The 23,877-nt window shown below is 70.7% G+C and carries 21 protein-coding genes; 6 read left to right on the forward strand and 15 right to left on the reverse strand.

Annotation, left to right across the window (positions count from 1 at the left end):
- The first annotated feature begins 89 nt into the window (after positions 1–89).
- A complete protein-coding gene (locus tag QWU11_RS24475; RefSeq protein WP_290116730.1) occupies positions 90–1,628 on the forward strand; it encodes a cellulase family glycosylhydrolase in 1,539 nt (512 codons plus the stop codon).
- Positions 1,629–1,759: 131 nt separating this feature from the next.
- Here QWU11_RS24475 and QWU11_RS24480 read toward each other — a convergent pair whose 3' ends face one another.
- The 10 genes from QWU11_RS24480 to QWU11_RS24525 are packed head-to-tail and all read right to left on the reverse strand — an operon-like array spanning position 1,760 to position 10,528.
- Positions 1,760–1,906, reverse strand: coding sequence for a hypothetical protein (locus QWU11_RS24480; protein ID WP_290116731.1), 147 nt, complete (start codon positions 1,904–1,906; stop codon positions 1,760–1,762).
- Entirely contained in the window at positions 1,903–2,352 is a 450-nt protein-coding gene (locus QWU11_RS24485; RefSeq protein WP_290116732.1) for an Lrp/AsnC family transcriptional regulator, read from the reverse strand. The genes QWU11_RS24480 and QWU11_RS24485 overlap by 4 nt, the downstream gene beginning before the upstream one ends.
- A 12-nt stretch (positions 2,353–2,364) precedes the next feature.
- Positions 2,365–3,792 carry a saccharopine dehydrogenase C-terminal domain-containing protein gene (locus tag QWU11_RS24490; protein WP_290116733.1) on the reverse strand — a complete coding sequence of 476 codons (1,428 nt, stop codon included), beginning with the start codon at positions 3,790–3,792 and terminating at the stop codon, positions 2,365–2,367.
- Positions 3,793–3,820: 28 nt separating this feature from the next.
- Complete coding sequence (locus QWU11_RS24495) at positions 3,821–4,297, reverse strand: DUF4178 domain-containing protein (RefSeq protein ID WP_290116734.1); 477 nt, start codon at positions 4,295–4,297, stop codon at positions 3,821–3,823.
- A gap of 9 nt (positions 4,298–4,306) precedes the next feature.
- The gene (locus tag QWU11_RS24500) at positions 4,307–5,356 is read right to left on the reverse strand and encodes an FAD-dependent oxidoreductase (RefSeq protein ID WP_290116735.1); all 1,050 of its coding nucleotides are present in this window, start codon (positions 5,354–5,356) and stop codon (positions 4,307–4,309) included.
- 16 nt (positions 5,357–5,372) lie between these two features.
- A complete protein-coding gene (locus QWU11_RS24505; protein WP_290116736.1) occupies positions 5,373–6,482 on the reverse strand; it encodes a Zn-dependent alcohol dehydrogenase in 1,110 nt (369 codons plus the stop codon).
- Positions 6,479–7,405 (reverse strand): DMT family transporter, encoded by a 927-nt coding sequence (locus tag QWU11_RS24510; RefSeq protein WP_290116737.1) that lies wholly within the window; start codon positions 7,403–7,405, stop codon positions 6,479–6,481. The genes QWU11_RS24505 and QWU11_RS24510 overlap by 4 nt, the downstream gene beginning before the upstream one ends.
- Positions 7,402–9,042, reverse strand: a complete 1,641-nt coding sequence (locus tag QWU11_RS24515) for a class I tRNA ligase family protein (RefSeq protein WP_290116738.1) — start codon at positions 9,040–9,042, stop codon at positions 7,402–7,404. Before QWU11_RS24515 ends, QWU11_RS24510 begins: the two co-directional genes overlap by 4 nt.
- 13 nt (positions 9,043–9,055) lie before the next feature.
- Positions 9,056–9,397 (reverse strand): cupin domain-containing protein, encoded by a 342-nt coding sequence (locus tag QWU11_RS24520; protein ID WP_290116739.1) that lies wholly within the window; start codon positions 9,395–9,397, stop codon positions 9,056–9,058.
- Between the two features lie 18 nt (positions 9,398–9,415).
- A complete protein-coding gene (locus tag QWU11_RS24525; RefSeq protein ID WP_290116740.1) occupies positions 9,416–10,528 on the reverse strand; it encodes a hypothetical protein in 1,113 nt (370 codons plus the stop codon).
- Positions 10,529–10,889: 361 nt separating this feature from the next.
- Between QWU11_RS24525 and QWU11_RS24530 the strand changes: the two genes are divergently transcribed.
- The 3 genes from QWU11_RS24530 to QWU11_RS24540 are packed head-to-tail and all read left to right on the forward strand — an operon-like array spanning position 10,890 to position 13,621.
- Positions 10,890–11,165: a phosphopantetheine-binding protein gene (locus tag QWU11_RS24530; protein ID WP_290116741.1), complete on the forward strand. Its 276-nt coding sequence runs from the start codon at positions 10,890–10,892 to the stop codon at positions 11,163–11,165.
- A complete protein-coding gene (locus tag QWU11_RS24535) occupies positions 11,158–12,417 on the forward strand; it encodes a beta-ketoacyl synthase N-terminal-like domain-containing protein (protein ID WP_290116742.1) in 1,260 nt (419 codons plus the stop codon). The genes QWU11_RS24530 and QWU11_RS24535 overlap by 8 nt, the downstream gene beginning before the upstream one ends.
- Before the next feature lie 40 nt (positions 12,418–12,457).
- A complete protein-coding gene (locus QWU11_RS24540; protein WP_290116743.1) occupies positions 12,458–13,621 on the forward strand; it encodes a cytochrome P450 in 1,164 nt (387 codons plus the stop codon).
- Here the strand turns inward: QWU11_RS24540 and QWU11_RS24545 are convergent.
- From QWU11_RS24545 to QWU11_RS24555, 3 genes are all read right to left on the reverse strand, one after another.
- A complete protein-coding gene (locus QWU11_RS24545; RefSeq protein WP_290116744.1) occupies positions 13,618–15,114 on the reverse strand; it encodes a serine/threonine-protein kinase in 1,497 nt (498 codons plus the stop codon). The genes QWU11_RS24540 and QWU11_RS24545 overlap by 4 nt on opposite strands.
- A 22-nt stretch (positions 15,115–15,136) precedes the next feature.
- On the reverse strand, positions 15,137–16,243 hold the full coding sequence (locus tag QWU11_RS24550) for a serine/threonine-protein kinase (RefSeq protein ID WP_290116745.1): 1,107 nt from the start codon (positions 16,241–16,243) through the stop codon (positions 15,137–15,139).
- 100 nt (positions 16,244–16,343) lie between these two features.
- A complete protein-coding gene (locus QWU11_RS24555) occupies positions 16,344–19,478 on the reverse strand; it encodes a BTAD domain-containing putative transcriptional regulator (protein WP_290116746.1) in 3,135 nt (1,044 codons plus the stop codon).
- A 413-nt stretch (positions 19,479–19,891) separates the two neighbouring features.
- On the opposite strand from QWU11_RS24555, the gene QWU11_RS24560 reads away from it, so the two are divergent.
- Positions 19,892–21,454 (forward strand): hypothetical protein, encoded by a 1,563-nt coding sequence (locus tag QWU11_RS24560; protein ID WP_290116747.1) that lies wholly within the window; start codon positions 19,892–19,894, stop codon positions 21,452–21,454.
- Between the two features lie 40 nt (positions 21,455–21,494).
- Here the strand turns inward: QWU11_RS24560 and QWU11_RS24565 are convergent, their stop codons facing one another.
- Positions 21,495–22,133 (reverse strand): C39 family peptidase, encoded by a 639-nt coding sequence (locus QWU11_RS24565; protein ID WP_290116748.1) that lies wholly within the window; start codon positions 22,131–22,133, stop codon positions 21,495–21,497.
- Between the two features lie 99 nt (positions 22,134–22,232).
- Here QWU11_RS24565 and QWU11_RS24570 point away from each other — a divergent pair, with 99 nt between their 5' ends.
- Positions 22,233–23,183: a metalloregulator ArsR/SmtB family transcription factor gene (locus tag QWU11_RS24570; protein ID WP_290116749.1), complete on the forward strand. Its 951-nt coding sequence runs from the start codon at positions 22,233–22,235 to the stop codon at positions 23,181–23,183.
- Positions 23,184–23,199: 16 nt separating this feature from the next.
- Here QWU11_RS24570 and QWU11_RS24575 read toward each other — a convergent pair whose 3' ends face one another.
- Positions 23,200–23,838 carry a hypothetical protein gene (locus QWU11_RS24575; protein WP_290116750.1) on the reverse strand — a complete coding sequence of 213 codons (639 nt, stop codon included), beginning with the start codon at positions 23,836–23,838 and terminating at the stop codon, positions 23,200–23,202.
- Positions 23,839–23,877 lie beyond the last annotated feature (39 nt).

The raw sequence follows: 23,877 nt of genomic DNA on the forward strand, positions 1-23,877 counted from the left end.
GACGTCCACGGCGTCTCCGCCCTCACCGTGTCGCCGGGCCTCGTACGCACCCGAAGCCTGAACCGCACAACGCGACATGAGGTGGTGTCATGCTCCTCCCCGGAACACGCCCGAGAACCAGGTCCCTGCTGGCGGTGGCCTTTCTCCTGACATTGCTCGCCGCCTTCACCGGCGGCGTCCCCCTCGCCCCGAAGGCTCGCGCCGCGGGCGGTGGCTACTGGCACACCGGCGGCCGGCAGATCCTCGACGCGAGCGGCCATCCGGTGCGCATCGCGGGCATCAACTGGTTCGGCTTCGAGACGGCGAACTACGTGGTGCACGGGCTCTGGAGCCGGGACTACAAGGACCTGCTGAACCAGGTGAAGTCGCTCGGCTACAACACGCTCCGGCTGCCGTACTCCGACGACATCTTCAAGCCGGGAACGGTACCCAACAGCATCGACTTCTCCAGCGGCAAGAACGCCGACCTGCAGGGCCTCACGTCCCTCCAGGTGATGGACCACATCGTCGGCTACGCGGGGTCCGTCGGGCTGCGGGTCATCCTGGACCGGCACCGCCCCGACTCCTCCGCCCAGTCCGCCCTCTGGTACACCTCCAGCGTCAGTGAGGCCACCTGGATCGCCGACCTGAAGGCGCTCGCGACCCGGTACGCGAACAACCCGGCGGTCGTGGGCATCGACCTGCACAACGAACCGCACGACCCGGCCTGCTGGGGCTGCGGGAACACCTCGACCGACTGGCGGCTCGCCGCCGAGCGGGGCGGGAACGCGGTGCTGTCGGTCAACCCCGACCTGCTGATCTTCGTCGAGGGCATCCAGACCTACAACGGCGACTCCGGCTGGTGGGGCGGCAACCTCGAGGGTGCGGGCACGTACCCGGTGCGTCTTTCGGTGGCGAACCGGCTCGTCTACTCCGCGCACGACTACGCCACCAGCGTGGCCGACCAGACCTGGTTCCACGACTCTTCCTTCCCCGCCAACCTGCCGGGTGTCTGGGACCGGTTCTGGGGTTACCTGTTCAAGCAGAACGTCGCACCGGTCTGGGTCGGTGAGTTCGGCACCACACTGCAGTCGCCCATCGACCAGCAGTGGCTCGCCACGCTCGTGAGGTACCTGGGCTCCACCGCGCAGCAGGGCGCGGACTCGTTCCAGTGGACCTTCTGGAGCCTGAACCCGAACTCCGGCGACACCGGCGGCATCCTCAATGACGACTGGACGACCGTCAACACCACGAAGGACGCCTATCTCAGCTCGATCAAGTCGACCTCGTTCGACCCGGTCGGCGGCGGCTCGGGCGGAGGAGGGGGAGGAGGCGGTGGAGGCACCGCGGCCTGCACCGCCTCCTACCACGTCGACAACGACTGGGGCTCCGGCTTCACCGCCACCGTGACCGTGAGCGGTTCCGGCACCACCGCCACCCGAAGCTGGAAGGTGACCTGGTCCTTCGGCGGCGACCAGGCCGTGGCCAACGCCTGGAACGCCACCGCCACCCAGTCCGGCGCGGCCGTCACGGCGGTGAACGCCTCCCACAACGGTGCACTCGCGCCCGGCGCCTCGACGACGTTCGGCTTCCAGGCGACCTACTCAGGCGCCAACCCGGCCGTCACCCCTGTGTGCACCGCCGCATGACCCGGTGAGCGCCCGGCATCGATGGTGACCTGGTGTTTCTTGCCCGGTAGGCGAGGGGCGTACGAGCCGGCCGCCGCCTGCTCCCCGGCGTTTCGCCGGGGAGCGGGCAGAGCCCGCGTCCCGGAGAGTGGTCACTCCGGCAGTGCGGATGGCCGGGGATCCGGCTTGGTGGCGGACACGAGATGGCAGCGTACGAACGGGCCGCCGAACCACATGCGCCGGCCGAGGTCACGCAGCGAGCCCGGACATCGCTGACGGCCGTCGGCGATGTTGATCATAGATGCCGCGTTCCCACGGCCTCGGCCGCGCCACGTCGGCCGAGGTGCATGAAGATCTCCACCTCGAGCACGCCCTCAAGGCGCCGGATCTCGTTGACCTTCCGCAGGAGGTCCTCGTCGTCCGTGGCGAGAACCGAGGCCATGATGTCGATCGATCCGCTGGTCATGGCTAACCGCTGAACAGCGTCGATGGCTCCGATGGCCTTGGCCACCGTCTCCAAGGAGCCCCGGCACTTGACGGCGACGGTCGCCGCCCGCGAGAAGCCCAGTTGTTCGGGTTCCACGAGGCAGGCGATCCGCAACACCCCGGTCTCCATCAGCCGTTGTACTCGTTGACGGACCGCCGCCTCGGACAGATTGACAGATCGGCCCAGAAGCGCATACGACATGCGGCCATCCGCCGAGAGCAGATCCACTATCCGGCGCGATGTCTCATCCAGGCGCATATCGATTACGGGTCAGTGTACGAAAACGTTGCGGAACTGCCACGGGTCGGACGCGTCGATGTCCTCGGCGAAGAGGCGCGAGCGTCCCGTCAGCGGCGTCCAGTCCGTGAAGTGACCCTCGACCGGGCCGAGATAGGGAGTCTGCACGTCGAGGCAGCGGCGATAGTCGATCTCGTCGGCCTCGACGATCCCGGAGTCGGGGTTCTCCCGTGCCCAGACCATCGCGGCGAGAACCGCGGAGGTCACCTGCAGGCCGGTGGCGTTCTGGTGGGGCGCGAGTCCGCGCGTCTCGTCGTTCGACAACCGTGAGCCGTACCAGTACGCGTTCCGGTCATGGCCGTACAACAGCACGCCCAGTTCGTCGATGCCGCCCGTGATCTCCTCGACGTCGAGGATGGCGTGTTCGGTCGGCAGCGTGCCGGCGCTGCCAAGCAGCTCGTGCCAGGACGCCATGGCGTCGTCGCACGGATGGTACGCGTAATGGCAGGTCGGACGGTATCGCACGGTCTCGCCGTCGTGCACGGTGAAGTAATCGGTGATCGAGATCGATTCATTGTGGGTCACGCACAGTCCGTACTGCGGGCCGAAGCTCGGGCACCACGTGCGGACGCGCGTGTCCGCTCCGGGCTGTTCCAGGAACAGCGCGGGAGCGAGCGGGTCCTCCTGCAGGCGCGCGGTCGGCGGCACCCACCGCTCATGCGTTCCCCAGCCCAGCTCCGCCGGTTGCAGCCCCTCTGCGATGAATCCCTCGACCGACCAGGTGTTCACGAAAGTGCCGATCCGGCGGGGACTCCGTGAGCGCTGGGTGTCGCGCTCGGCGATGTGGACGCCTCGTACGCCGGCGTCCCGCATGAGCCGGGCCCAGTCCGACCGGTCGGCCGGTGTCGTGTACTCCAGGCCCACCGCGTCCGCGACGTCGACCAGCGCCTGCTTGACGAACCACGAAACCATTCCCGGATTGGCCCCGCACGCGGATACGGCGGTCTTTCCGCCGGGACGGGCCCGTCGTTCGGCGAGCAGGGTCTGGCGCAACGCGTAGTTCGTTCGCTGCGCCATCGGCAGGTCGGGATTGTCGTAGAGACCGGCCCACGGTTCGATGACCGTGTCCACGTAGAGCGCGCCCACTTCCCGCGCCAGGCGCAGGATCGCGACCGAGGACGTGTCGACGGAAAGGTTGACGCAGAACGCGGTGCCGTTCTCCGTGGTGAGCAGCGGGCGCAGGACCTCACGGTGGTTCTGCTCGGTGAGTACGCAGTCGATCCGCTTGATGCCGTAGTCCGCGAGCAGGTGATCGCCGTCGCCGTTCGGGGCGATGACGGTGATCTGCGCGGGATCGACATCGAAGTGCCGCAGGATCAGCGGCAGCGTCCCGCGTCCGATCGAGCCGAACCCGATCATGACGACCGGCCCGTTCAAGTGCCCGTAGTGCGCATGTGCCATCGGTCAAGGTCTCCTTCGAAGAAGTACTTCAGGCCAGGGCGAAGTCGCGCGCGGCCAGTTCGGTCCCGGTGCCGAGCAGCCACGGGGCATCCGGCGCGAAGCGTTCGACCGCGGCGCGGGGTCCCGGGGCGCCGTACTCCACGTACTCGAGCCGGCCGAGGTCGCCCGGAGCGACGCCCTCCCCGAACTCCCCGAACGCGCGGAAGTCGGCCTGCCCGCGCGCGATCTCGACGAGCCGTACGCCCTCCGCACGCGGATCGTCGAAGGCGAAGTCCGCGGAACCGGCCAGCCTTCGGGTCCAGGTCGACAGCAGCACGCCGTCGCCTTCGATCTCGGCCGTCAGCCAGCCGTCGCCCAGGAAGTACTCGCACCAGAGGTACTGGCCGTCGTCGGCGTGAACGGCACCGCGGATGACCTTGGGTTCGTTCCGGACGCGCACCGTGGTGCCGGGCGGCAGGCCCTTGGCGAGGAGCTGGTGGTCGGCCGATGACATCGGTTCGTGCATGAGGTCCCTTCAGCGGAGTTTGAAGCGTGCCGGAATGGTCGTGTGGTCATCGATCGCATCGCAGACCAGAGCCCCCAGGGCCGGGCCGTGCTTGAAGCCGTGGCCCGAGTCCCCGCCGACGATCCAGACGCGCTCGTCGGCCGGGTGCGGGGCCAGAAGGAAATCGTCGTCGGGCATGGCCGCGTACGCGCACGGCTCCCGGCGAGTGACGGGCGCCTTCGCCAGCTCGGGAAACCGGCGGCACAGGTATGCCCGCAGGTTCTCGGGCAGCGTGAGGTCGAGTTCCTCGGCCGCGTCGACCGTGACGTCGGGGACGACTTTGACGTCCTGGGCACCGACGGCGGGAATCCCATAAGCGCCGTGCCCGTGATCGATCCATGCCGGCGCCGGCCCGGCCGGAGACGCTCGAACGTAGTAGGCGTCCTGCCTCACCGCCGTCGCGGATGTCAGGCCGGGAAACACGGCCGGCAGCGCGGGACCGGGCGCCCAGACCGTGAGATCGGGCCGGAGCGACCGGCGGTCCAGCCTGACGCCGCCGCTCTCGTCCGGCTCCGCCGCGCCGCGGGTGAGGCGTACGCCCCGCCGGGACGCGCTGTCGGCCAGCGCACGCAGCGCGCGGGACGCCAGCAGGATCCCGCCGGCCGGCTCGAGAACGGCGAAGTCGAGGTCGACGGCACCGACCGAGAACCGCCGGGCTGCCTCGGCGGAGCCGATCCGCTCGACCGGCAGGTCCAGCTCGGTCAGACAGCGCAGGCTCGCCTGCAGATGGCCGTGGTCGTGGCCACTGGACGCCAGATGCAGCACGCCCGTGGGCAGAAGGAACGGGCTTCCCGACTCCCGTTCGAGTTCCGTCCACAGCGTACGGGCGCGCCAGGCCAGAGCCGTGTAGAAGGAGTCGCCGCCGTGGGCCAGGCGCAGGATGCGACTGACCGCCGACGACGGCCCAGCGGGCCGGGGCCAGTCCCGGTCGATGACCTGGACGGACCAGCCGCGGCCGGCGAGTTCGCGGGCGACGGAGAGACCGAAGACTCCCGCACCGACGACGAGCGCGTTCTTCACTGGGTTCCCGGGGCCGTCAGGGGATGAGCAGGGTTCGCAGGGCGTGACCGTCGGCCAGCTGCTTCAGCGCTTCGCCGATCTCGGTGAGCGGCCGGCTGCCGGAGATCAGCGTGTCGAGGTCGAGCTCGCCGGTCATGTAGCGGTCGACGAGCCGGGGGAAGTCCCGCCGCGGATCGGTCGACCCGTAGTTCGAGCCCAGGATCCGCCGGCCCGCGTCGACGAGGGCGAGTGGATCGAAGCGAGCCGTTTCCCCCGCCCGTGGCGCTCCGACGATCACCGCGGCGCCGCCCATGCCGAGCGCGGCGATCGCCTGCTCGGTGGTCTCCACGTGTCCGATCGCGTCGATGACGTAGTCGAATCCGGCCGGCTGCAGATCGCGCAGCGCGATCACCGTGTCGGCCTGGGAGACGTCCACGGTGTCGTGCGCGCCCAGTGCCTTCGCGATGGCCAGCTTGGCCGGGTTGACGTCCACGGCGACGATGCGGGCCGCTCCCGCGATGCGGGCGCCCTGGACGCACGACAGGCCGACTCCGCCACAGCCGATGACCGCGATCTCGGCTCCGGCCGGCACCTGAGCGGTGTTCAGGACGGCGCCGACGCCGGTGGCGACCGCGCATCCGACGATGGCGACGACGTCGAGTGGCGCGTCCCGGCGGATCGGGATCGCCCCCGACGAGGGCACCACGACCCGTTCGGCGAAGGCCGAGACGCCGAAGAAGTGATGGAGCCGGTCCTCACCCTTGTGCCATCGGCTGGTGCCGTCGTAGAGGACGCCCTGAGCGAAGATCAGCTCGTCGGCGGGTTCGCACAGCCACGGCCGCCGGGCGGCGCAGTGCCGGCAGCTCCCGCAAGCGGGGACCCAGGAGAGGACGACGTGATCGCCGACCTCCAGCCCGGTGACGCCCGCGCCGAGAGAGGTGACGATGCCCGCGCCCTCGTGGCCGAGCACCGCCGGCACCGGGACCGGCCAGTGGCCCTCGATCGCGTGAAGGTCGCTGCGGCACACCCCGGCCGCGGCGATCTCGACTTCGACCTCTCCCGGGCCGGGCGGGTCGAGCACGACCTCGGTCACGGTGACGGCGTGGTCCGGGTACAGGACGGCCGCTCGTACGGTGGGCCGGCTCATCGGGCACCGTCCAGGGGCAGGGGCGGGGCCGCGACCTCGCCGGGCGTCTCGGGTTCCTCCTCGTCCTCGGGGAAGACGAAGATCGATCCGACGATCATCGCGGCGCCCACGAGTTGCCAGGCTCCCGGGTGCTCACGAAGGAAGATCACGGCAATGAGCACGCCGAACACCGGCATCAGGTTGAGGATCATCGCGGCACGTCCCGCCGAGACACGCGCGATCGCGAAGTTGTAGAGCAGGAAGCTGCACGCGTACGCGCCGATGCCGATGCCCGTCGCGACCAGCCACGACCAGGCCGACTGGTGAAGAGGCGCCTTCTCCGCGCCCGTCACCCACTCGCCGACGGAGAACGGCAGGAAGAACAGGAACCCGGAGGCGAACTGGTAGGCCGTCATCGTCAGCGCGTCGACCTGGTCGGCGGTCCGCCGGGCGACCAGGACGTACACCGCGGCGCAGAAGATCCCGGCCAGGACCAGCAGATCGCCGCCGAAGACGCCGGTGAACTCGGGCCGGGCGCCCTCCAGCACCAGCACCCCGGCCAGAGCGACGGCCAGGCCGGCGACGGAGCGTACGGTGAGACGTTCGCGCAGGAAGACCGCTGCCAGCAACACCACGAACCCGGACTCCAGCCCCGACAGCACGATCCCGTTGGAGGCCGAGGTGTGGGTCAGGCCGAGGTTGACGAAGGCGTAGCACAGGCCCGGCTCCAGCGCGCCGAGCAGTACCAGCCGGCGCCACACGGCCGGCCGCCGGTGGCCTCGGATGAGTACCGCGGCCCACAGGACCACGCTGGCCCCGGCCAGCTCGATGGTCAGCAGTGTCATCGGCTGCCACGTGTCCAGGGCGTACTTGGTGAAGGCCGCCGACCCGCCCCACAACAGGGCGGCCAGGACGAGGGCCGGGGTACGGATCTTGTCATTCATCCGAAGACTCGCTGTTCAAGGTCGGTGGGCAACGGCTCGAAGAACGCTTCCCCGGGCGCCCCGACCGGTGTTCCCCCGGACAGGAGCGCCAGGTCGTCCAGGCGGACCGGCCCGTCACAGCCCAGCGCGGACCACAGCCGCCCGGCGAACCCGGGCATGATCGGAAAGGCCAGCTGGGCGAGCAGCTTCGCCGCCTGAGCCTCGGCCGCGATGCCGGCGAGTACCTCGGGTGAGCCCGGCCGCGTGAGAGCGGCCCGCCCGCCGCCCGCGGAGAACTCCCGCACCCTGGTGACCAGCTCGCGGAGCGTACGCGCCGCGCGCGGCGGCGAGAACCGCTCGGCGGTGTAGGCGTCCAGGCAGTCGGCCGCCAGTGTGGCCAGCCCGGCGACGAACCCGCGCTGACTCGGAGTCGCGGGCGCGAAGTCCGGGACGGTGTCACCGAGCCGGTGGAAGAGGTCGCCGAGCCACGCCTGCCAGCGGCCGACCAGCTCACCGTCCACGAGCTCCCGGAACCGGCCGAACGTGAAGTTGGTGCGCTCGAACTGCGGCCGGTCATGGGCGAGCACGAACCGTACGACATCGGCCGGGACCTGGGCGATCAGCGCGCCGCCCCAGACGGCGTGGCTCCTGCTCGTGGAGAACTTGTCGTCGTCGAGCAGGTAGAACTCGTTGGTCAGCAGCGCGTGCGGCGCCCGCATGGTCGAGTCGTAGGCCATCATCAGCGCCGGGTACAGCAGCGTGTGGAAGTAGCCGTTGTCCCAGCCGAAGAACTGCACGACCTGCGAGGCGTCCCAGACCGTACGCCAGGTCTGCGGGTCCTCACCGCGGGCCGCCAGGGTCTCGGCCACTTCGGCGAAGTATCCCGGCAGCATCTCGGCCCACACGAAGATCCGCTGGTCCTCGAAGCCCTCGACCGGAACGGGGACGCCCCAGTCCGACGGATGAGTGACGGGGATGTCGGGCAGGCCGCGGGCGAGCAGGTCCGCGCACAGCGCCTCCAGCTGCGGGCTGAAGACGGCCTGACGGTGGTAGTCGCGCAGCCGGTCGGCGTAGGCGGAGAGGGGGAAGACGAGACGGGTGAACTCACGACGGCCGGCCCGGCCGCCGCACTGGTTGCAACGAGGCTCCACGAGGTCGACCACGGCGTTCGGCCGGGCGCATACCTCGCACAGGTTGCCGTCACAGTCGTCATTGCCGCAGTGCGGGCAGGTCCCCGTCACGTGCGCGTCGGACAGGTAGCGGGGGCAGCGCTCGCAGTACAGGCACTCCTCGCTGCGGGTCTCCAGGCGGCCGTCGCGGTACAGCGTGAGGAAGAAGTCGCCGACGATCTGCTGGTGAAGCTCGGAATCACCGGGTCGCACATAGCCGTCGTGGGAGAAGTCCATCGCCGTGAAGAGGTGGCTGATCTCGTCGTCGAACTCCTTGGCCATGGCCACGGCGTCCACCCCGAGCTCGGCGGCCTTGAACGGGACGTAACTCTGGTTGACGTCCGAGCCGATGATGTACATCGCCTCGTCGCCCGCGAGGCGACGGGCCCGGGTGTAGATGTCGGCCGCCGCGTACGGTCCGGACAGGTGCCCCAGGTGCAGATCGCCGTTGGGCGTCGGCGGGGAGCCGGAGACGATATGTCTCACCATGAGTTCCTTCGTGCTAGAGGTCGACCGATCCCAGCTGTTCGGGCCAGTACACATTGAGGAACACGAGCCGCTCGGAGGAGGCGTTCGCCAGGTCGTGGCGGCTGTTCCGTGGGATCAGCACGGCCTGTCCGGCGCCGACCGGCCGTTGCTCGTCCTCGATCGTCATCACGCCGCTGCCGGACAGGATGACGAAAAGCTCGTGCTCGTCATGGGAGTGCGGCTCGGTGCCGCCGCCGGGTTCGATGACCGAACGGCCGATGCCCCAGTCCGCCAGATCCTCCCCGCCGTGCGGGTAGATCTGCTGGAAGAGAATTCCGTAGGAGGGCAGAAGCCGGTCTTCACCGAGATCTCTCACTAACATTGTTCATCCAGCTCAGTAGTTGAAATCACGGCTGTTCTCCGCCTGCCGGGGCGGCCACGGATTGTGGTATTTGGCGCAGTCGTCGATCGGCATCTCGTTGAACCAGCCGAATTCCGGGTCACCGGGCGGAGCCGGCCTCGCGCTGATGTACTCCAGGTGCAGCGCGTTCCAGACGTCCTCAGGGCGGTGCTCGGAAAGCCGCGGTGCACCGTCGGACATGACCTCGCGCGGCACCAGGACGTCGGGCTGATAAACCGCGGAGAACAGGTCCGGGTCAATGGATTTGCGCCGGACACGTGTGCCATCGCCTGACGGGCACGAGCCGGGCGCCGGATTGTGCCAGCTGCTGCTCAACTTGGCGGGATGATGGAACCCGCCGTTCCCGATCGACCGGTGTGCGGTCAACCGGACGAATTCCACTGCTTCCTCGTGGTTGTCGGCGAGGCCGCGCAACACGAGTGACCGGGCGTAATGTCCGGGCGAGACCACGGAGAACAGTAATCCGCCGGGCACGCGCCGGTCGTGGTTACGCATCAGATGAGCCGAGGAGTAGAACAGCTGGGTGCTGGCCTTGAACAGCCCGAGCCGGCCCTCGTCGTCGCGCAGCGGCACCGCCTCGGTGTACACGCTGTCCGCGGAGATCCGGGGAACCTCGACCAGATAGAGCTCGGCCAGCCGGAGGCTCAGCTCGATGAGCTCCTCGCCGGGCACGGCGTACGCCAGGCGCCGGCTGTTGAAGACGATGAGAAACGAGCTCGTGTCGCCGCTCTCGGCCCGGTCCTTCCATGCCATCCGGCCCTGCTGGATGACCGTCCGCAGGTGCTCCTCACCCCGGTCGATGTCGTCGTCGTCCAGCCAGACGATGTCGAAACTCAGGCCCTTGGAGGCGTTCAGGCCGCTGGCCTCCTTGGCGGCCAGGCGCGCGAGCAGGCATGGTTGAGAGCTGCCGAGCCAGCGCAGCAGAGCCGCGTGTCGCTCCTCATGAGTGGTCCGCGGCTCCAGCAGAACCCGGTGCGCCTCGTCGATATCCGCGCCGAAGGTGAAGTCCTCAGAGAATTGCGGCAGTTTCGCTATCAGTTCGGGAACGGACGCATGCGCGACCGCCGCCCGCTGGTGCAGCGCCATGTCTTCCTCTGATAGTTCGTAGTGACCGGCCATGATTTCTGAGCTGCCGGCGGGAACTGACGCCGAGCTTCCGGGGAATGTTACGCAAGTGGGCAACGGTGGTGCTGGGACTCAGGAAAAGCCCGCTGTGACCTCGTTCGATGTGGCGCCGGTAACGGCCGGCCGGGTTCGCCTGCCGGGCGAACCGCCCGGAGGCGCCTCCAGGCGGGCCGCGGGGCCATACGTCCGGTGGCCGCCACCGCCGGGGTTCCGAAGCGGGTCACTGAATACTCAGTCGTCGGGAAGCGGGCCGACCTAACGTGAACCGAAGCTTGCGATCAGCCGCAGGTCGTTGCGACTGACGTCCGAATGAATGGCTGCCATGACCAGGGATGAAGTGCGGGCGGTCGTCGAGAGGAACATCGCCGAGGTGCTGCCCGAAATGGACACGGATCTCATTCAGCCTGAAATCAGCCTCACCGATCTGGGCGCCAACTCCATCGACCGGATGGACGTCGTGTTCGGTGCGTTGAACGACCTGGGTCTTGAGATGCCCGGCGACCGTCTGGACGGGGTGGAGGACGTCGGAACGCTGGTCGACGCGCTGTGGGCCTGCGCCGCTTCTCAGGGGAACAGCGGGAGGAGCCTCGATGAGTAACGGGCCCGGCGTGGCGTTGACGGGGATGGGGGTGCTCACCTCCATCGCCGGCGATGCCGAGGAGTTCTCCCGTGCGCTGCGCGCCGGTCGCAGCGGCATCATCCGCGACGCGTCGGGCGGTGCGGCCGGCCCGCTGCGGGACTTCCGGCCGGGCGGCTGGGCGCGCGATCGGCTGCCCCGGCTGGACGCCGCCGAGGTGGCGAGAGTCTCGGCGCGGACCGCCCTGCCCGCCGCCACAGGATGCTGCGTCGCGGCCCAGGCACTGTGCGAGGCAGGTCTCACCGCCGATGAGCGGGCTCGTACGGCACTCGTCGTCGCGGGCAACAACTTCGCCCTCGACTACCAGTACAAGACGGCACTGGCGCACCACGCCTCGCCGCGTTCGACACTGCCGTCCCATGTGGTGCGATGCATGGACACCGATGTGGTCGGCGCCATCAGCGAGGCGACCGGTGTCCGGGCCGAGGGCTGGACGATCGGAGGCGCCTCCGCCAGTGGCACTCTCGCTCTCATCGCCGCCACCCGGCTGCTGCTGGCGGGGGACGCCGAGCGCTGCCTGGTCGTCGCGCCCGCCGCCGAATTCTCTCCCGCCGAGATCCAGTCGCTGAGAATGGCCGGGGCCCTCGCCGAGGTGACCGGTGAGGAGCCCGGGGAGGTATGCCGGCCCTTCGACGTGAATCGGCGCGGGTTCGTACTCGGGCAGGGCGCGGCCGCGGTCGTGCTGGAACATCCCGATGACGCGCGGCGGCGAGGGGCCGAGGTCGTCGCGGAGCTGCGCGGTCACGGTCAGCTGCTGGACGGCAACCGGGGCACCGAGCCTGATACGCGGGGCCAGGTCCAGGCGATGTCGGCCGCCCTCGATCGCGCGGGACTGGGCACCGGCGAGATCGACTACGTCAACGCACACGGAACGGGATCCAAGGTCGGTGACCCCAGTGAGGCCGCCGCGCTCCTGTCGGTCTTCGGATCCGGCCGGCCCCCCTGGGTGAACTCCACGAAGGTGCTGCTCGGTCACTGTCTTTCCGCGGCGGGGCTGCTCGACGCCGTGGCGACCGCGGTGCAGCTTCGTGACGGGTTCCTTCATCCCAATCCGAATCTGTGCGACCCGCTCGAGGATCTCGGTTTCGTCGGCCGCACCACGGTCGAGGCCGGAGCGCGTACCGCCCTCAGCAACAGCTTCGCCATCGGTGGCATGAACGCCTCGATCGTCCTCGTACGGGAAACGCCCCTGACCGGCCCTGCGGTGGCCTGAACACCATCGGATTCGGGGCGAGAAAGGATGCATGATGGCAATGTCCGACGAATGGGAGTTCGATCACCTCGATCCATGGCTGGCGCCGCGCATCCACGAGGTCTTCGCGGAGATCCGGGACGGCTGTCCGGTCGTGCACAGCACCAGGTACGGAGGGTTCTGGGCGGCGCTGACTCACGAGGCCGTCAAGGAGGTGACCGGAGATCCGCGGACGTACAGCAGCACCGGCGGCCCCACGATCCCCAGCGTCCATGGGGTTCTCATGCCGCCGATCGAGTTCGACCCGCCCGAGCACACCGCCTACCGGAAGCTCATCCAGCGGCAGTTCACCCGGCAGGGCGCGGCTCGCTACGAACCCCTTCTGCGCCGGCTGGTGCGCGATCGCCTCACCGAACTGATCGAGAAGGGCGACGCCGACCTCATCCCCGCGCTGGCGCGCTACCTGCCGCCGATCGCGATCGCCGTGATCCTCGGGCTGCCGCCCGAGGACGGGACGAGGTTCGTGGAGTGGACGACCCGGCTCCTCGCCACGACGGCCACCGGTGACCACGCGGAGAACAAGCGGGTGGAGCAGGAGTTCACGGCCTACGTCGCGGGCCACCTCGACCAGACGGGGGATGAGGAGAACGTCATCGGTGAGATCGGCAACGGCCGGTTCGACGGACGGCCGCTCACCCCGCAGGAGCAGCTCGGCATGGTCCTCCTGCTGATCATGGCGGGACACGAGACCACCGTCCACGGCATCGGCACGATGATCTACCACCTCGCCACCGTCGACGGCCTCAGGGATCGGCTGATCGCCGACCCGGCGCTCATCCCGAGCATGATCGACGAGAGCCTGCGCGTGGAGGCTCCGGTGGTCACCGTGGCCCGCACCGTACGCGGCGGCGCCGACCTCGCCGGGCGGCCACTCGAGGACGCGGAGCGCGTGCTGCTCGTGCTCGGCGCCGCCAACCACGACCCGGCGGTGTTCGAGCGGCCCGAGGAGTTCGTCTGCCCCCGGGACCGCAACCCGCACGTGGCGTTCGGCTCCGGCATCCACCGCTGCATCGGCGAGCACCTCGCCCGGCTGGAGATGCGCATCGTCGCCGAAGAGCTTCTCGCCCTGGCGCCGGACTACCACATCGCCGACGGCTACCGGCCCGACTGGACGAGCGGCCCGGTCGTCCGGGGCCTCACCACCCTGCCGGTCACCTTTCCCTAGAGCCGAGCCGGCTGGAGCGTCTGGAAGGCCCTGTCCAGCAGGGTGATGTACCGACCGCTCCAGCGGGCCGCCGGGGCGACGACAAGGATCGTGTACTGGTGCCCGCTCGCGGTGAAGGCGCGGCCGTGACCGTGCCGCCTGCGGTGGGAGCCCCGGGCCGAGGTGAACTCGATGTCGGCCGTCGTCCAGCCGCGGGCGAGGAACGGCCGGCTCCACCGGAGAACGCGCACGGCCGGGGACGCCGACCGCTGAAATCTCCGCCAGTGCTCGACGGGGTCCGGCACGCCCCAGCCGGCGGTGCTGACCTGGAGGTATGCCCCGGTATCCGGCTCGCTCCATCGCACGGAGACCGAGGTCGGCGCCTCGCGTCGCCATCCGTCCGGTACGGCGAGCGCGGTCCCGCCGGGGCCGTTCGCCGGCCGGGGACCGGCCGCCACCGTGGAGGGCGCGCCGGCGCGTACGCGGGCCTTCCCGCCGGGCGGGTGGAGCACCACGAAACCCGCCCATACAACGGCGAGTACCGTCGAAACCGCCAATGCCGGTGTCTTCCACGTTCGTCTGGTCCACGGCGTTCTCCCGGTTTCCGGCGCGGCCTCGGGCAGGTCGCCGGGAACGGCCGTGGCGGGGGGAGACGACGGTGGCGGCGCCGCCTGCCGTAGGACCTGGGCGAGCCCCTCCGCCGCCTGCTCGGCCGACATCCGAAGCGCGACGTCCTTGGTCAGCAGACCCTTCAGTACGGGGGTGAGCGGCCCGGCGTGGCGGGGCGGCTCGGGCTCGTCGTCGAGGACCGCCTGAAGCGTCTCCATGACGCCTCCGTGAGGGTAGGGCGGCCGGCCTTCGACGGCGGTGTACAGCGTCGCTCCGAGGGACCACAGATCGGAGGCCGGGCTCGCCCATTCGCCGGCCACGCGTTCCGGGGCGATGAACGGCGGAGACCCCAGGACCATGCCGGTGCGGGTGAGGGCCTGTTCGCCCTCGATCGCGGCGATCCCGAAATCGGTGATCACCACGCGGGAGGCCGTGGCGGCGCCGCCGGACCCGGTGAGGGAGAGGAGCACGTTGGGCGGTTTCACGTCGCGGTGCAGGATGCCGGCCGCGTGCGCGACCCGGAGCGCGCTCAGCATCGTGACACCGATCTCGGCCGCCCGCGCCGGCGACATTCTGCCGTCGGTCCTGATGATGTCGTGCAGCGGGCGCGCCTGGAGGAATTCCATGACGATGCAGGGCCGGCCGGCCTCTTCGAAAGCATCGTGAACCGTCACGATGCCAGGATGGGACAGCCGTGCGGCCGACCGTGCCTCCCGCAGCATCCTTTCGTGGAGCTCCTGGCGCTCGGCGGTCGTCAGACCGGGCGGAAAGTGCACCGTCTTGATCGCCACTTCACGGCCGAGCCGTTCGTCGAGCGCGCGCCAGACGGTTCCCATTCCGCCGTCACCGATGCGCGAGAGCAAACGGTAACGTCCGGCCAGAATCGTGTTCTCTCTCAATTGCATGCGATCGGTGCGGCGGCGAGCCTCAGCGGATGACGGTGAAGATGATCAGATCGGCCATGACGGCCACCGCTATGGCGATCAGCAGGGCCGATCGCAGAGTCGGCCGAGACCTGGGTGACTTTTGTGCCGGCTCCGCCGCGGCCGGCGTGGACGGCTCGACCGGCTCCACCGGTTCGCCCGGCTCGTCGGAGGGGGCATCGGTGATCCGTTCGAGCATGGCCGCGGTCTCCGCGGCCGTCGGCCGCTCGTCGGGGTCCTTGCTGAGGAGAGCGTCGATCACGGGCCGGAGAGGACCGGCGTTCTCGCTCGGAGCGGCGTCGTCGTTGAGTACGGCGACCAGGCTCGCCACCGTCTCTGGGCGCTTGAACGGCGGTTTCCCCTCGACCGCCTCATGCAGCATGGCTCCGAGGGACCAGAGGTCGGACGCCGCGACCGCGGGTCGGCCGTCGACGCGCTCCGGCGCCATATAGGCCGCGGAACCGGTCAGCACGTCGTCGATCTTGATGGTCGTCGCGTCGCTGTGCGCGCGGGCGAGGCCGAAATCGGTGAGCACGGCGCGCATGGACCGCGACTCGTCGACGAGCACGTTGCCCGGCTTGACGTCGCGATGCAGAATGCCGGCCTCGTGCGCGACCTGGAGCGCGTTCGCGATCTGCAGCCCGATCCGCGCGACGGGAAGCGGCTCCAGCGGGCCGTGCTCGTCGATCCACTCCCTGAGCGAGGGAACGTCGATCAACTCCATGACGATCCAGGGCCGGTCTTCCTCCTCGACGACGTCGTGGATGTTCACGATCGCCGGATGGGACAGCCGGGCGGCCAGCCGAGCCTCCTGAAGCGTCCGCCGGCGGACCCCGTCATATTCGGCCGGTGTGAAATCGGAGGGCAAAAGCACGGCCTTGACGGCGACATCGCGGTCGAGAATATCGTCGTGCGCGCGCCAGACCGTGCCCATTCCGCCGCGCCCGATCTGCGACACCAGACGATAACGCCCGTCCAGCGTCGAACCTTCTTCTAGTGGCATGATTACTATTAGTACCAAATCGTCGGCTGATGCGGAGCGAGTGCGCCTTATCGGCTTGGGCGGGGGAGGCCCTGACGGAAGAGAAAGTCTTCCGGTTCGAGTCGTCACCGGCATAGTAAATGGGCGTCACAAGATAGAACGAGAACGTCATTGCGTGAGAGAACTTCAGGCGGATGAATTCGTCACCGGCCGCCGGCGCCGGATCCGATCACCGGCACTCCTCAAGCTCCGCCAGGAACTCCTCGGCGCGGCGGGCGAACAGGTGGGCCTCGCGCTCGGTCGACAGCGTACGGGCCTTTTCGGCGGCGGCCCGGACAACGGCAAGGGGTTCGCCGAGGGCCTGGAGCACCCGCGCTCGCAGCAGGAGGAGCAGGCCTTCCGAGTAGCGCTGGCCAAAGGTGTTGAGGAAGACGTCGGCCCGATCGAGGGATGCGGCGGCCTCGGCCGGTGCCCCGGCCGCGAGCTGCATTTCGCCGAGGAGCCCGTACCAGGTGGCGACACACGAGCGCGGCGGGTCGAGCAGGTTCGCCGCGATGATCCGCTGGGCCTCCGCCACGGCGTGAGCCGGGTCGCCGCCGGTCACGGCCAGCGCCCAGCACCGGGCCAGCCGCTGATAGGTGCCGAGGAACACGAAGGAGAAGTCCGGGTCCACGGCGATCCCCCGCTCCGCCGCACGCAGCGCCTGTGCGGGGTCGCCGACCATCGATGCGATCCTCGCGGCGATGGTGGCCCAGATCGTGGTTCCGTACGGGTCGTCGCCGGCGGCGGCCTCCATCCCGTCGAGGAGCGTCCGTGCTCCGTCGACGTGGCCGTGCAGCGCGGTCGTCTCCGCCGTCATCCCGACCATGAGCAGCTGCAGGTCGTGCCCGACCGGATCCTCCTCGCGCCGGGCACGGCCGGTGAGCACGGTCCGGTCGGACCGGCTCAGGAGCCGGAACGCGTCGCCGATGTTGCCGATGTCCCACTGGTGGAGACCCCAGGCGTGCATGCCGTACGCGCGCACGGTCGGGTCGGACGACGCCTCGCCCTGCTCGAGCAGCCGGCGCGCCAGCGGGCCGCTGCGGTCGAGCTCGATGCCCTGGGCGTGCACCACCCAGCGGGAGAAGAGGAATCCGGTGGCCTCCAGCTCGCGGCCCAGTCCACGGGCCAGGTGCTCGGCGCGTTCCAGCAGGTCGAGCGCTGATGTCCCGTACATCGAGCGCATCCCGGCGACGGCGGTGAGCTGCGACAGCGCGGACAGCTCCAGCTCCGCCAGGCCGGCCGCACGCGCCACCCGTACGGCCGTCCGCAGTTGCCGTTCGGCGGCCTCGAGCGCGGACTTGCCCGCCGCGCGGCGGCCCGCGCGCATCAGCGCGGCCGCGGTCCGGGCCGGATCGGCGAGCGGGCCCGCGGCCCACAGGTGGTGGGCGAGACGCTCGGCGACGGACTCGCCCTCCGGGTCGACGCGTTCGAGCGCGTCCGCGACGTGCAGGTGCAGCCGGGTCGCCCGCCGCTGCGGCGTGGTCCCGGCGACCGACTCGCGGACCAGGTCGTGCGCGAAGCGGATCGTGTACGGATCCCCGGGCGCGGGGCCCAGCAGGCCGAGCGCCTCCAGCGGCTCGAGGCGGTCGAGGCAGGTCTGGCCGTCGAGGTCGGCGGCACGGGCGAGCAGGCCGACGTCGACGTCACGGCCGACGAGCGCGGCGATCTGCAGCAGCCCCCGCGGGCCGTCGTCGAGGCCGGCCATCCGGTCCCGTACGACGTCTCGCACGGTCGACGGAACGCCCGCCCGGGCCGCGGCGTCCTCGGTGAGCACGCCACCGTCGGAGAGGAGCCGGGACAGCTCCCGGACGAAGAACGGGTTGCCGGCGGTACGGGCGTGGATGCTGCGGGTGGTGCCCGGGCCGGGTTCCTGGCCGGTCTCACCGCGGACGATCTCGGCCACCTCCGCCGGGCCGAGCGGGCCGAGCCGGATGCGGCGGTGTCCGGGTACCCGGCTCGCCGCGGCGAGCAGCCGCGCCAGCTCCGAACCGGGTGGGGGCGCGCGGTCGCGGAGCGCGCCGATGATCACGGTGCCGCCCGGCAGCCGGTCCGCCAGATGCCTGAACAGGTGCCGCGAGGCGACGTCGGCCCACTGGAGGTCGTCGATCACGAGCACCAGCGACCGCAGCGCCGTCACCTGGCCGATGACGGCGACGGCCCGCTCGAACAGACGGAACTGGGCGCCGCTGTCCGCTATCACCGAACCGGCGAAGACGCCGCCGCGCGGCTCCACGAGGCGGCCGAGCTCGCCGGCGAGCCACTTCTCCCGTGCCGCGGCGGGCAGGGCGTCCAGGACGGCGCCGACCACCTGCACCCATGGCCACATCGACGGCGTCCCGTCGCCCTCCAGGCAGCGGCCCCAGACGACGAACGCACCGCGCCCATCCGCCTCGACGGCGATCTCCTCCAGCAGGCGGGTCTTGCCCACCCCCGGCTCGCCCTCGACGATGACGAGCCCCCTGCCGCCGGCGAGCGCCGCCCCCACGGCCTGCCGCAGCACCGTGAGCTCCTCGGCCCGGCCGGCCAGACCGCCGCCGGCCGCCGGCGGCCGCCCGGTGGGCGGTCCGTCGGCCACCTGCGCGGCGGGCAGCGTCAGGGTGCGGTCCAGCACGCGCTGGTGCGCCGCCTGCAGGGCCGGGCTGGGGTCGATGCCGAGTTCGTCGGCGAGGCGGGTACGGACCGTGCGGAACACCGACAGCGCCTCCGCCTGGCGGCCGGCGGCGCCCAGAGTGGAGATGAGTGCGGCTTGTACGGGCTCGTGCAGGGGCGCCATCGCGGCGGCCAGGTGTAAGGGCGGCAGCACTCGCTGGGGCCGGCCCAGCGACACCGCGAGGTCGGCCGCCGCCACGCACGCGTCGAAGAACTCGTCGTCCAGCCCGGCGAAGATCGACATCGCGGCGGGCCGGTGGGTCAGCCCCTCACCGGCGCCGCCGTGCCAGAGCCCCAGCGCTCGCACGTAGCGGTCCAGCGCCGCGTCGCGGCGCTGCCCCGCCAGGGCCGCCTCGGCGGCCTGGACGAGGTCGCGGAAGGTGACCAGGTCCAGCATGCCCGGACCGGCCGCGAACAGGTAGCCGCCGCCCCGCCGCCGCAGATACGAACCGTTGCCCCGGGCCGTAAGGCCGGGCTCCAGCAGGCGCCGCAGGGCGCCGACGTATTTGTGGATGAGGTTCAGCGCGCTGGCCGGAGGATCGTCGTCCCAGATCAGATCGACCAGCTCGCTCGTGCTGACCAGCCTGCCCGGCCAGGCCAGGAGCACCGCGAGCAGCCGGGCCTGCTGCCGGGGACCGGCATCCAGCTCCACGCCGTCTCGCCACAGCCGCAACGGACCGAGAATCTGAAGGCGCAGGGAACCGCCGGCCGTTCCGTCACCGATGTCCCCGGCGTCGACTGGCACGACCAAGCCTGCCGACCTCCCGGATCGATGCGACAGATCGTCTACTGCGCGAGCCACGGTTCCACGGAACGCACGCAGGCCCGAGTCTACGCGCGAGGTGCGCCCGAAACGAGGGAAGATGTCCCGGTTACCGCCCCGCTTGCCCAGGGCGCATCGTGGTGGCGAGCGCAGCGGCTCACCCCACCGTTCCGGCCTCTCGGTCCGTAGGGGAACGGCGCTCAACGGACGTGCGTCGAAGTGTGATGCTCGACGCCGGGCCGGGATCTCCGTCACGCCTGCCCGTACCGCGTGTCGGCAAGTACGCGTTCCTGCCCGGCGCATTCTCAGGTGAACGAGGAATCATGCATTTGCGGGCTTTGGTCGCCGGCGGGCTCGCCGGATTGGTGGTCGTATGTGCCACGGCGTGCGGAAGCACGTCACGGACGGCGGCTGTTCAGGCCGCGGAGCTGCCGCGCGCGACGAGCCGGTCGGTGTCCTCCGGCGGCTGCGGCGGGGTCTCCGTGGGGCCGGCCAAGGCGGTGGTCGACACCGCCACGGCGAAGCGGCTCGGACTCGACATCTGGCCGGACACCGCGCTCGGTGTGATCCGTGACGGTGACGACCGGTATCGCTTCCTCGCCACCGGCACGCCCGGTGGACGCCCTCCCCAGCAGGTGGTCGTCACCTCGGGGACCTTGTCGGACCCGGTGGCGGGAGGAGTCGTCAGTGAGCGTCCGGTGACGAACGTGCCGGCCGGCTATGACTACGCCGGCGGTGGCCCGATCTACCGGGACCCGGCGAGCGGTCTCGTCCTGGAGATGTTGCACCTCGAACGCCCGTACGCGGACGATCCCGGCCAGTTCTACACCGAGCTCCATCTCGGCCGGTTCGATCCGGTGACCGGGTCCGTGACCCGGCTCGGGGCGATCGTGAGCCCGCACGCGAGTTTCGCGGTCGCCGGCAGGTCGAAGACGACGATCGACATCGGTGTCTCGTCGCTCAGCGTGGTGACCGCGGGCTCGACGAAGTATCTGTACGTCTACTTCCCGGACGCGTCGGCGGATGACTCCGGGCGGATCGGGTTCAGCGGGCTCTCGGTGGCTCGCGCGCCGCTGAGCGATGTGCTCGGCGCCGCGAAGGACGGTCAGGTGACGGCGTGGAGCAAGTACGCCGGCGGCGGATGGGAACAGCCCGGACTCGGCGGCGCGTCCTCCGACCTCACCCCGGGCCAGCCGATGGCCTGGCATCCGGACGTGGCCCGGGACGCATCGGCCAGCATCATGGTGGCCGGCATCTCGCCGCACGAGATGGTGCTCGCGGACTCCGCCGACGGCGTGACGGGCTGGTCCGCGCAACACCCCCTGTTCCGCGACACGGCGTACTACGACGCGTACCCGACGGTCGTCGGCGGCGGCTCGGACCCCGCAGATCCGGGAAGCGCGTTCTTCGTCTACTACACGCAGTGGCAGAGCTCGTCGCCCGACTGGTCCAAGGCGAGGCTGATGCGCCGGTCGGTGACCTGCACGGAAGGCCTGACGGCCGCGAAGGTGTCTTTCGTCCGCTACAGCGACGGCACCCGTCACCAGGTCACCACGGGACCTGTGGCCGGCCCCGGCTATCACGAAGAAGCCCGCTGGAACCTCCTGACCGCGCGGACACCGGGCACCATCCCGCTGTACGGGTGCCTGAACGGGACCGCCGACTACTACGTCTCGACCGACGCCGGCTGCGGAGGCACGCAGTACTCGATCCTGCAGACCGAAGGATGGATCTACACCGATCCGCCGCAGGCTCCGTCGACGGCGCTGTACCGCTGCTACATCCGCAGCCTGGGCGACCACTTCGTCTCGAGCCGGTCCGACTGCGAGGCCCCGGGCAACCCGGACGTCACCCCCGAGGGACGCCTCGGCTACGCGCTCACGTGACCCGGTCGCCGCCCGGTACACGTGACCGGGCGGCGGTCCGTCAGGCGGCGTAGGCCTTGAGGCCGATCCAGGTGCCCAGGTCGTACGTGCTGATCGTGTAGGTCTTCGGGACGTTGGCCCAGCCGGATCCGCCGGCGCCCGCGCCCGCCGGGTCGGCGATGACCGCGCTGTCGCCGCTGTTGGAGTAGCCGACCACGGCGACGTAGTGGTAGATCGTGCCGCTCGGGTACCCCGGCGGCCGCCAGCCGCTGACGACGTTGGCGACGATCGCCCACCCGCGGTCGACGTCGTAGACGATGTCCTGTTTCAGCAGGTTCCGCTGGGCCTGGGTCGGCGGGTCGCTGACCGGCTTGCGTTCGTACCAGGTGGTGCCCAGGTAGTGGTTGAGCGTGGTCACCACGTTGGAGATGTCGTCGGTGCCGTCGGTGGTGGTGCCGAGGGAGGCGCCGAGCGTGGTCTGCGACGGCGGGGACATCCGGGCGCTCAGCGCCATCTTCGTGGACGCCGGGCCGCAGTAGTAATAGCGCTCCTGGCCGTACCAGGTGAAGGGGAGCGTCTTGGCCGCCGCGAGCCGTACGGCGTGGGCCGCGGGCGGCGCGGCGGTGGCGGACGCGGACGGTGCCGCGACCAGCAGGCCGGCGGACACCACGGCCAGCGCGAGGGGGAGCGGGCGCGTCATCCTTGCCTCATTTCACTGTCGATGGAAGGACCTTTCGCCCAGAATGCTCTTGACGGACATTCTTTTCTGTACCTTTCAGGCTCAGCCAAAACAGGCCCGTTGACGAGGAAGGACATGCTGCGGATCTGGTTCGCCGGGGAGGACCTGGGGCGGGTACGCGTCGCGCGGCGGCCGCACGCGCTCTGGGAGACGGTGCTCAGCCTGCACACGCTGCGGACCCGGCAGCGCACCGCCCTGCCCGGCTGGAGGACCGGCGCGCTGAACCGGCTCGCCGCCCCGGACGCCTCGGCCGCCTTACGGGTCCTGCGCCCGCTGGTCCCGGCGCGCGGGTACTTTCCCGACTTCCTCACCCCGGCGGGCGGCGAGGCGATCACGGACGGCATCGACGCCGTGGTGAACACCCCGCCCCGGCGGGTCGCGGCCGAGCTGGCCCTGCTCGCCGCCGGCACCGGGACGGCGCGCGCGACGCGGCTTCGCGACGTCGGTGAGGCACTGGCGGTGTACCACGACCGCGCGCTCGCCCCGTACATGCCGCGGATCCGCGCCCTGGTGGACGCGGATCGCGCCGTACGCGCGCGGGCGCTGCTGGACGGCGGTGTCGAGGCGCTGCTGGAGACGTTGCGGCCGGCGCTCCGCTGGTGCCCGCCCGTGCTGGAGGCCGACTATCCGGTCGAACAGGAACTCCGGCTCGACGGGCGCGGTCTGCTGCTGGTGCCCTCGGTGTTCTGCGGGCCGACCGCGATCACGCTCCTGGACCCGGCCCTGCCGCCCACGGTCGTCTACCCGGTCGGCGACCGGCCGGACCACGCACCGGCCGACGGCCTCGCCGCGCTGATCGGGGGTACGCGCTGCGAGGTGCTCCGCCACCTCGGCGCGGCGGGGGCGAGCACCAGCGAGCTGGCCCGCATGCTCGGCATCTCGGTGGCCTCGGCCAGTCAGCACGCCGCGGTCCTGCGCCGCTCCGGCCTGGTGGTCAGCCGCCGCGCCGGGAACGCCGTCGTCCACCGGATCACCCCGCTCGGCGCCGCCCTCCTCCACGGCGGCGCCTGACCGGCCGGCGTCACGGTCAGGCCGAGGCGGTCCTGGCGGGCTCCCAGGGCACCGGGCGGAGGAAGGACACGCCGAGCAGACGGGAGTGGTTCCAGCAGTCGTCGTCGGAGGCGTCCAGGCCGTCGAGGACCAGCCGGGCCGGAGGGAACGGCCGGCCCTCACGCAGCTGGGCCAGGTCGGCCAGGCGAGCGCGGCCCGGCGGGCCGGGACGGTCCAGACCGCCCAGGGCGGCCCGCAGGTCGCGGTAGAACGTCCTCTCGTCGATCAGCACCGCGATCTCGTACAACTCGATCGTCACGAACCGGCCCGGCATTTCCTCCACGCCCTGCCGCAGCAGCGCGGCGTGGTCGTCCAGCCGTCCGGCGCCGTCGAAGATCTCGTGCAGCGAGGGCAGGGCCGCGTCGAGCTGCGCGAGGGCGCGTCCCTTCGGCGCGAGCGGCGCGGTGGCCTCGATCGGGCCTTCATCGTCGTCCGGGTCCTCCGGCGGGAACGTCGTGGTCACCAGGTCCGCGGGCCGGAACATCGCCAGCCAGAGCAGCGGCACGCAGTAGACGTCCTCGGCGAGCACCTGCTGACCGAGGTCGGGGACACCGGCCCTCCAGCCGGGATTGATCCCCTCGTGGTCGCCGACGAAGAGGTAGGACCGGTTCGCCATGGCCGGTCAGCCTACCCGTGGCCGTGCCCGCCCAGGCCG

Origin of the sequence: Actinomadura sp. DC4 (genome assembly GCF_030406325.1) — a bacterium.
Classification (GTDB): Bacteria; Actinomycetota; Actinomycetes; order Streptosporangiales; family Streptosporangiaceae; genus Actinoallomurus.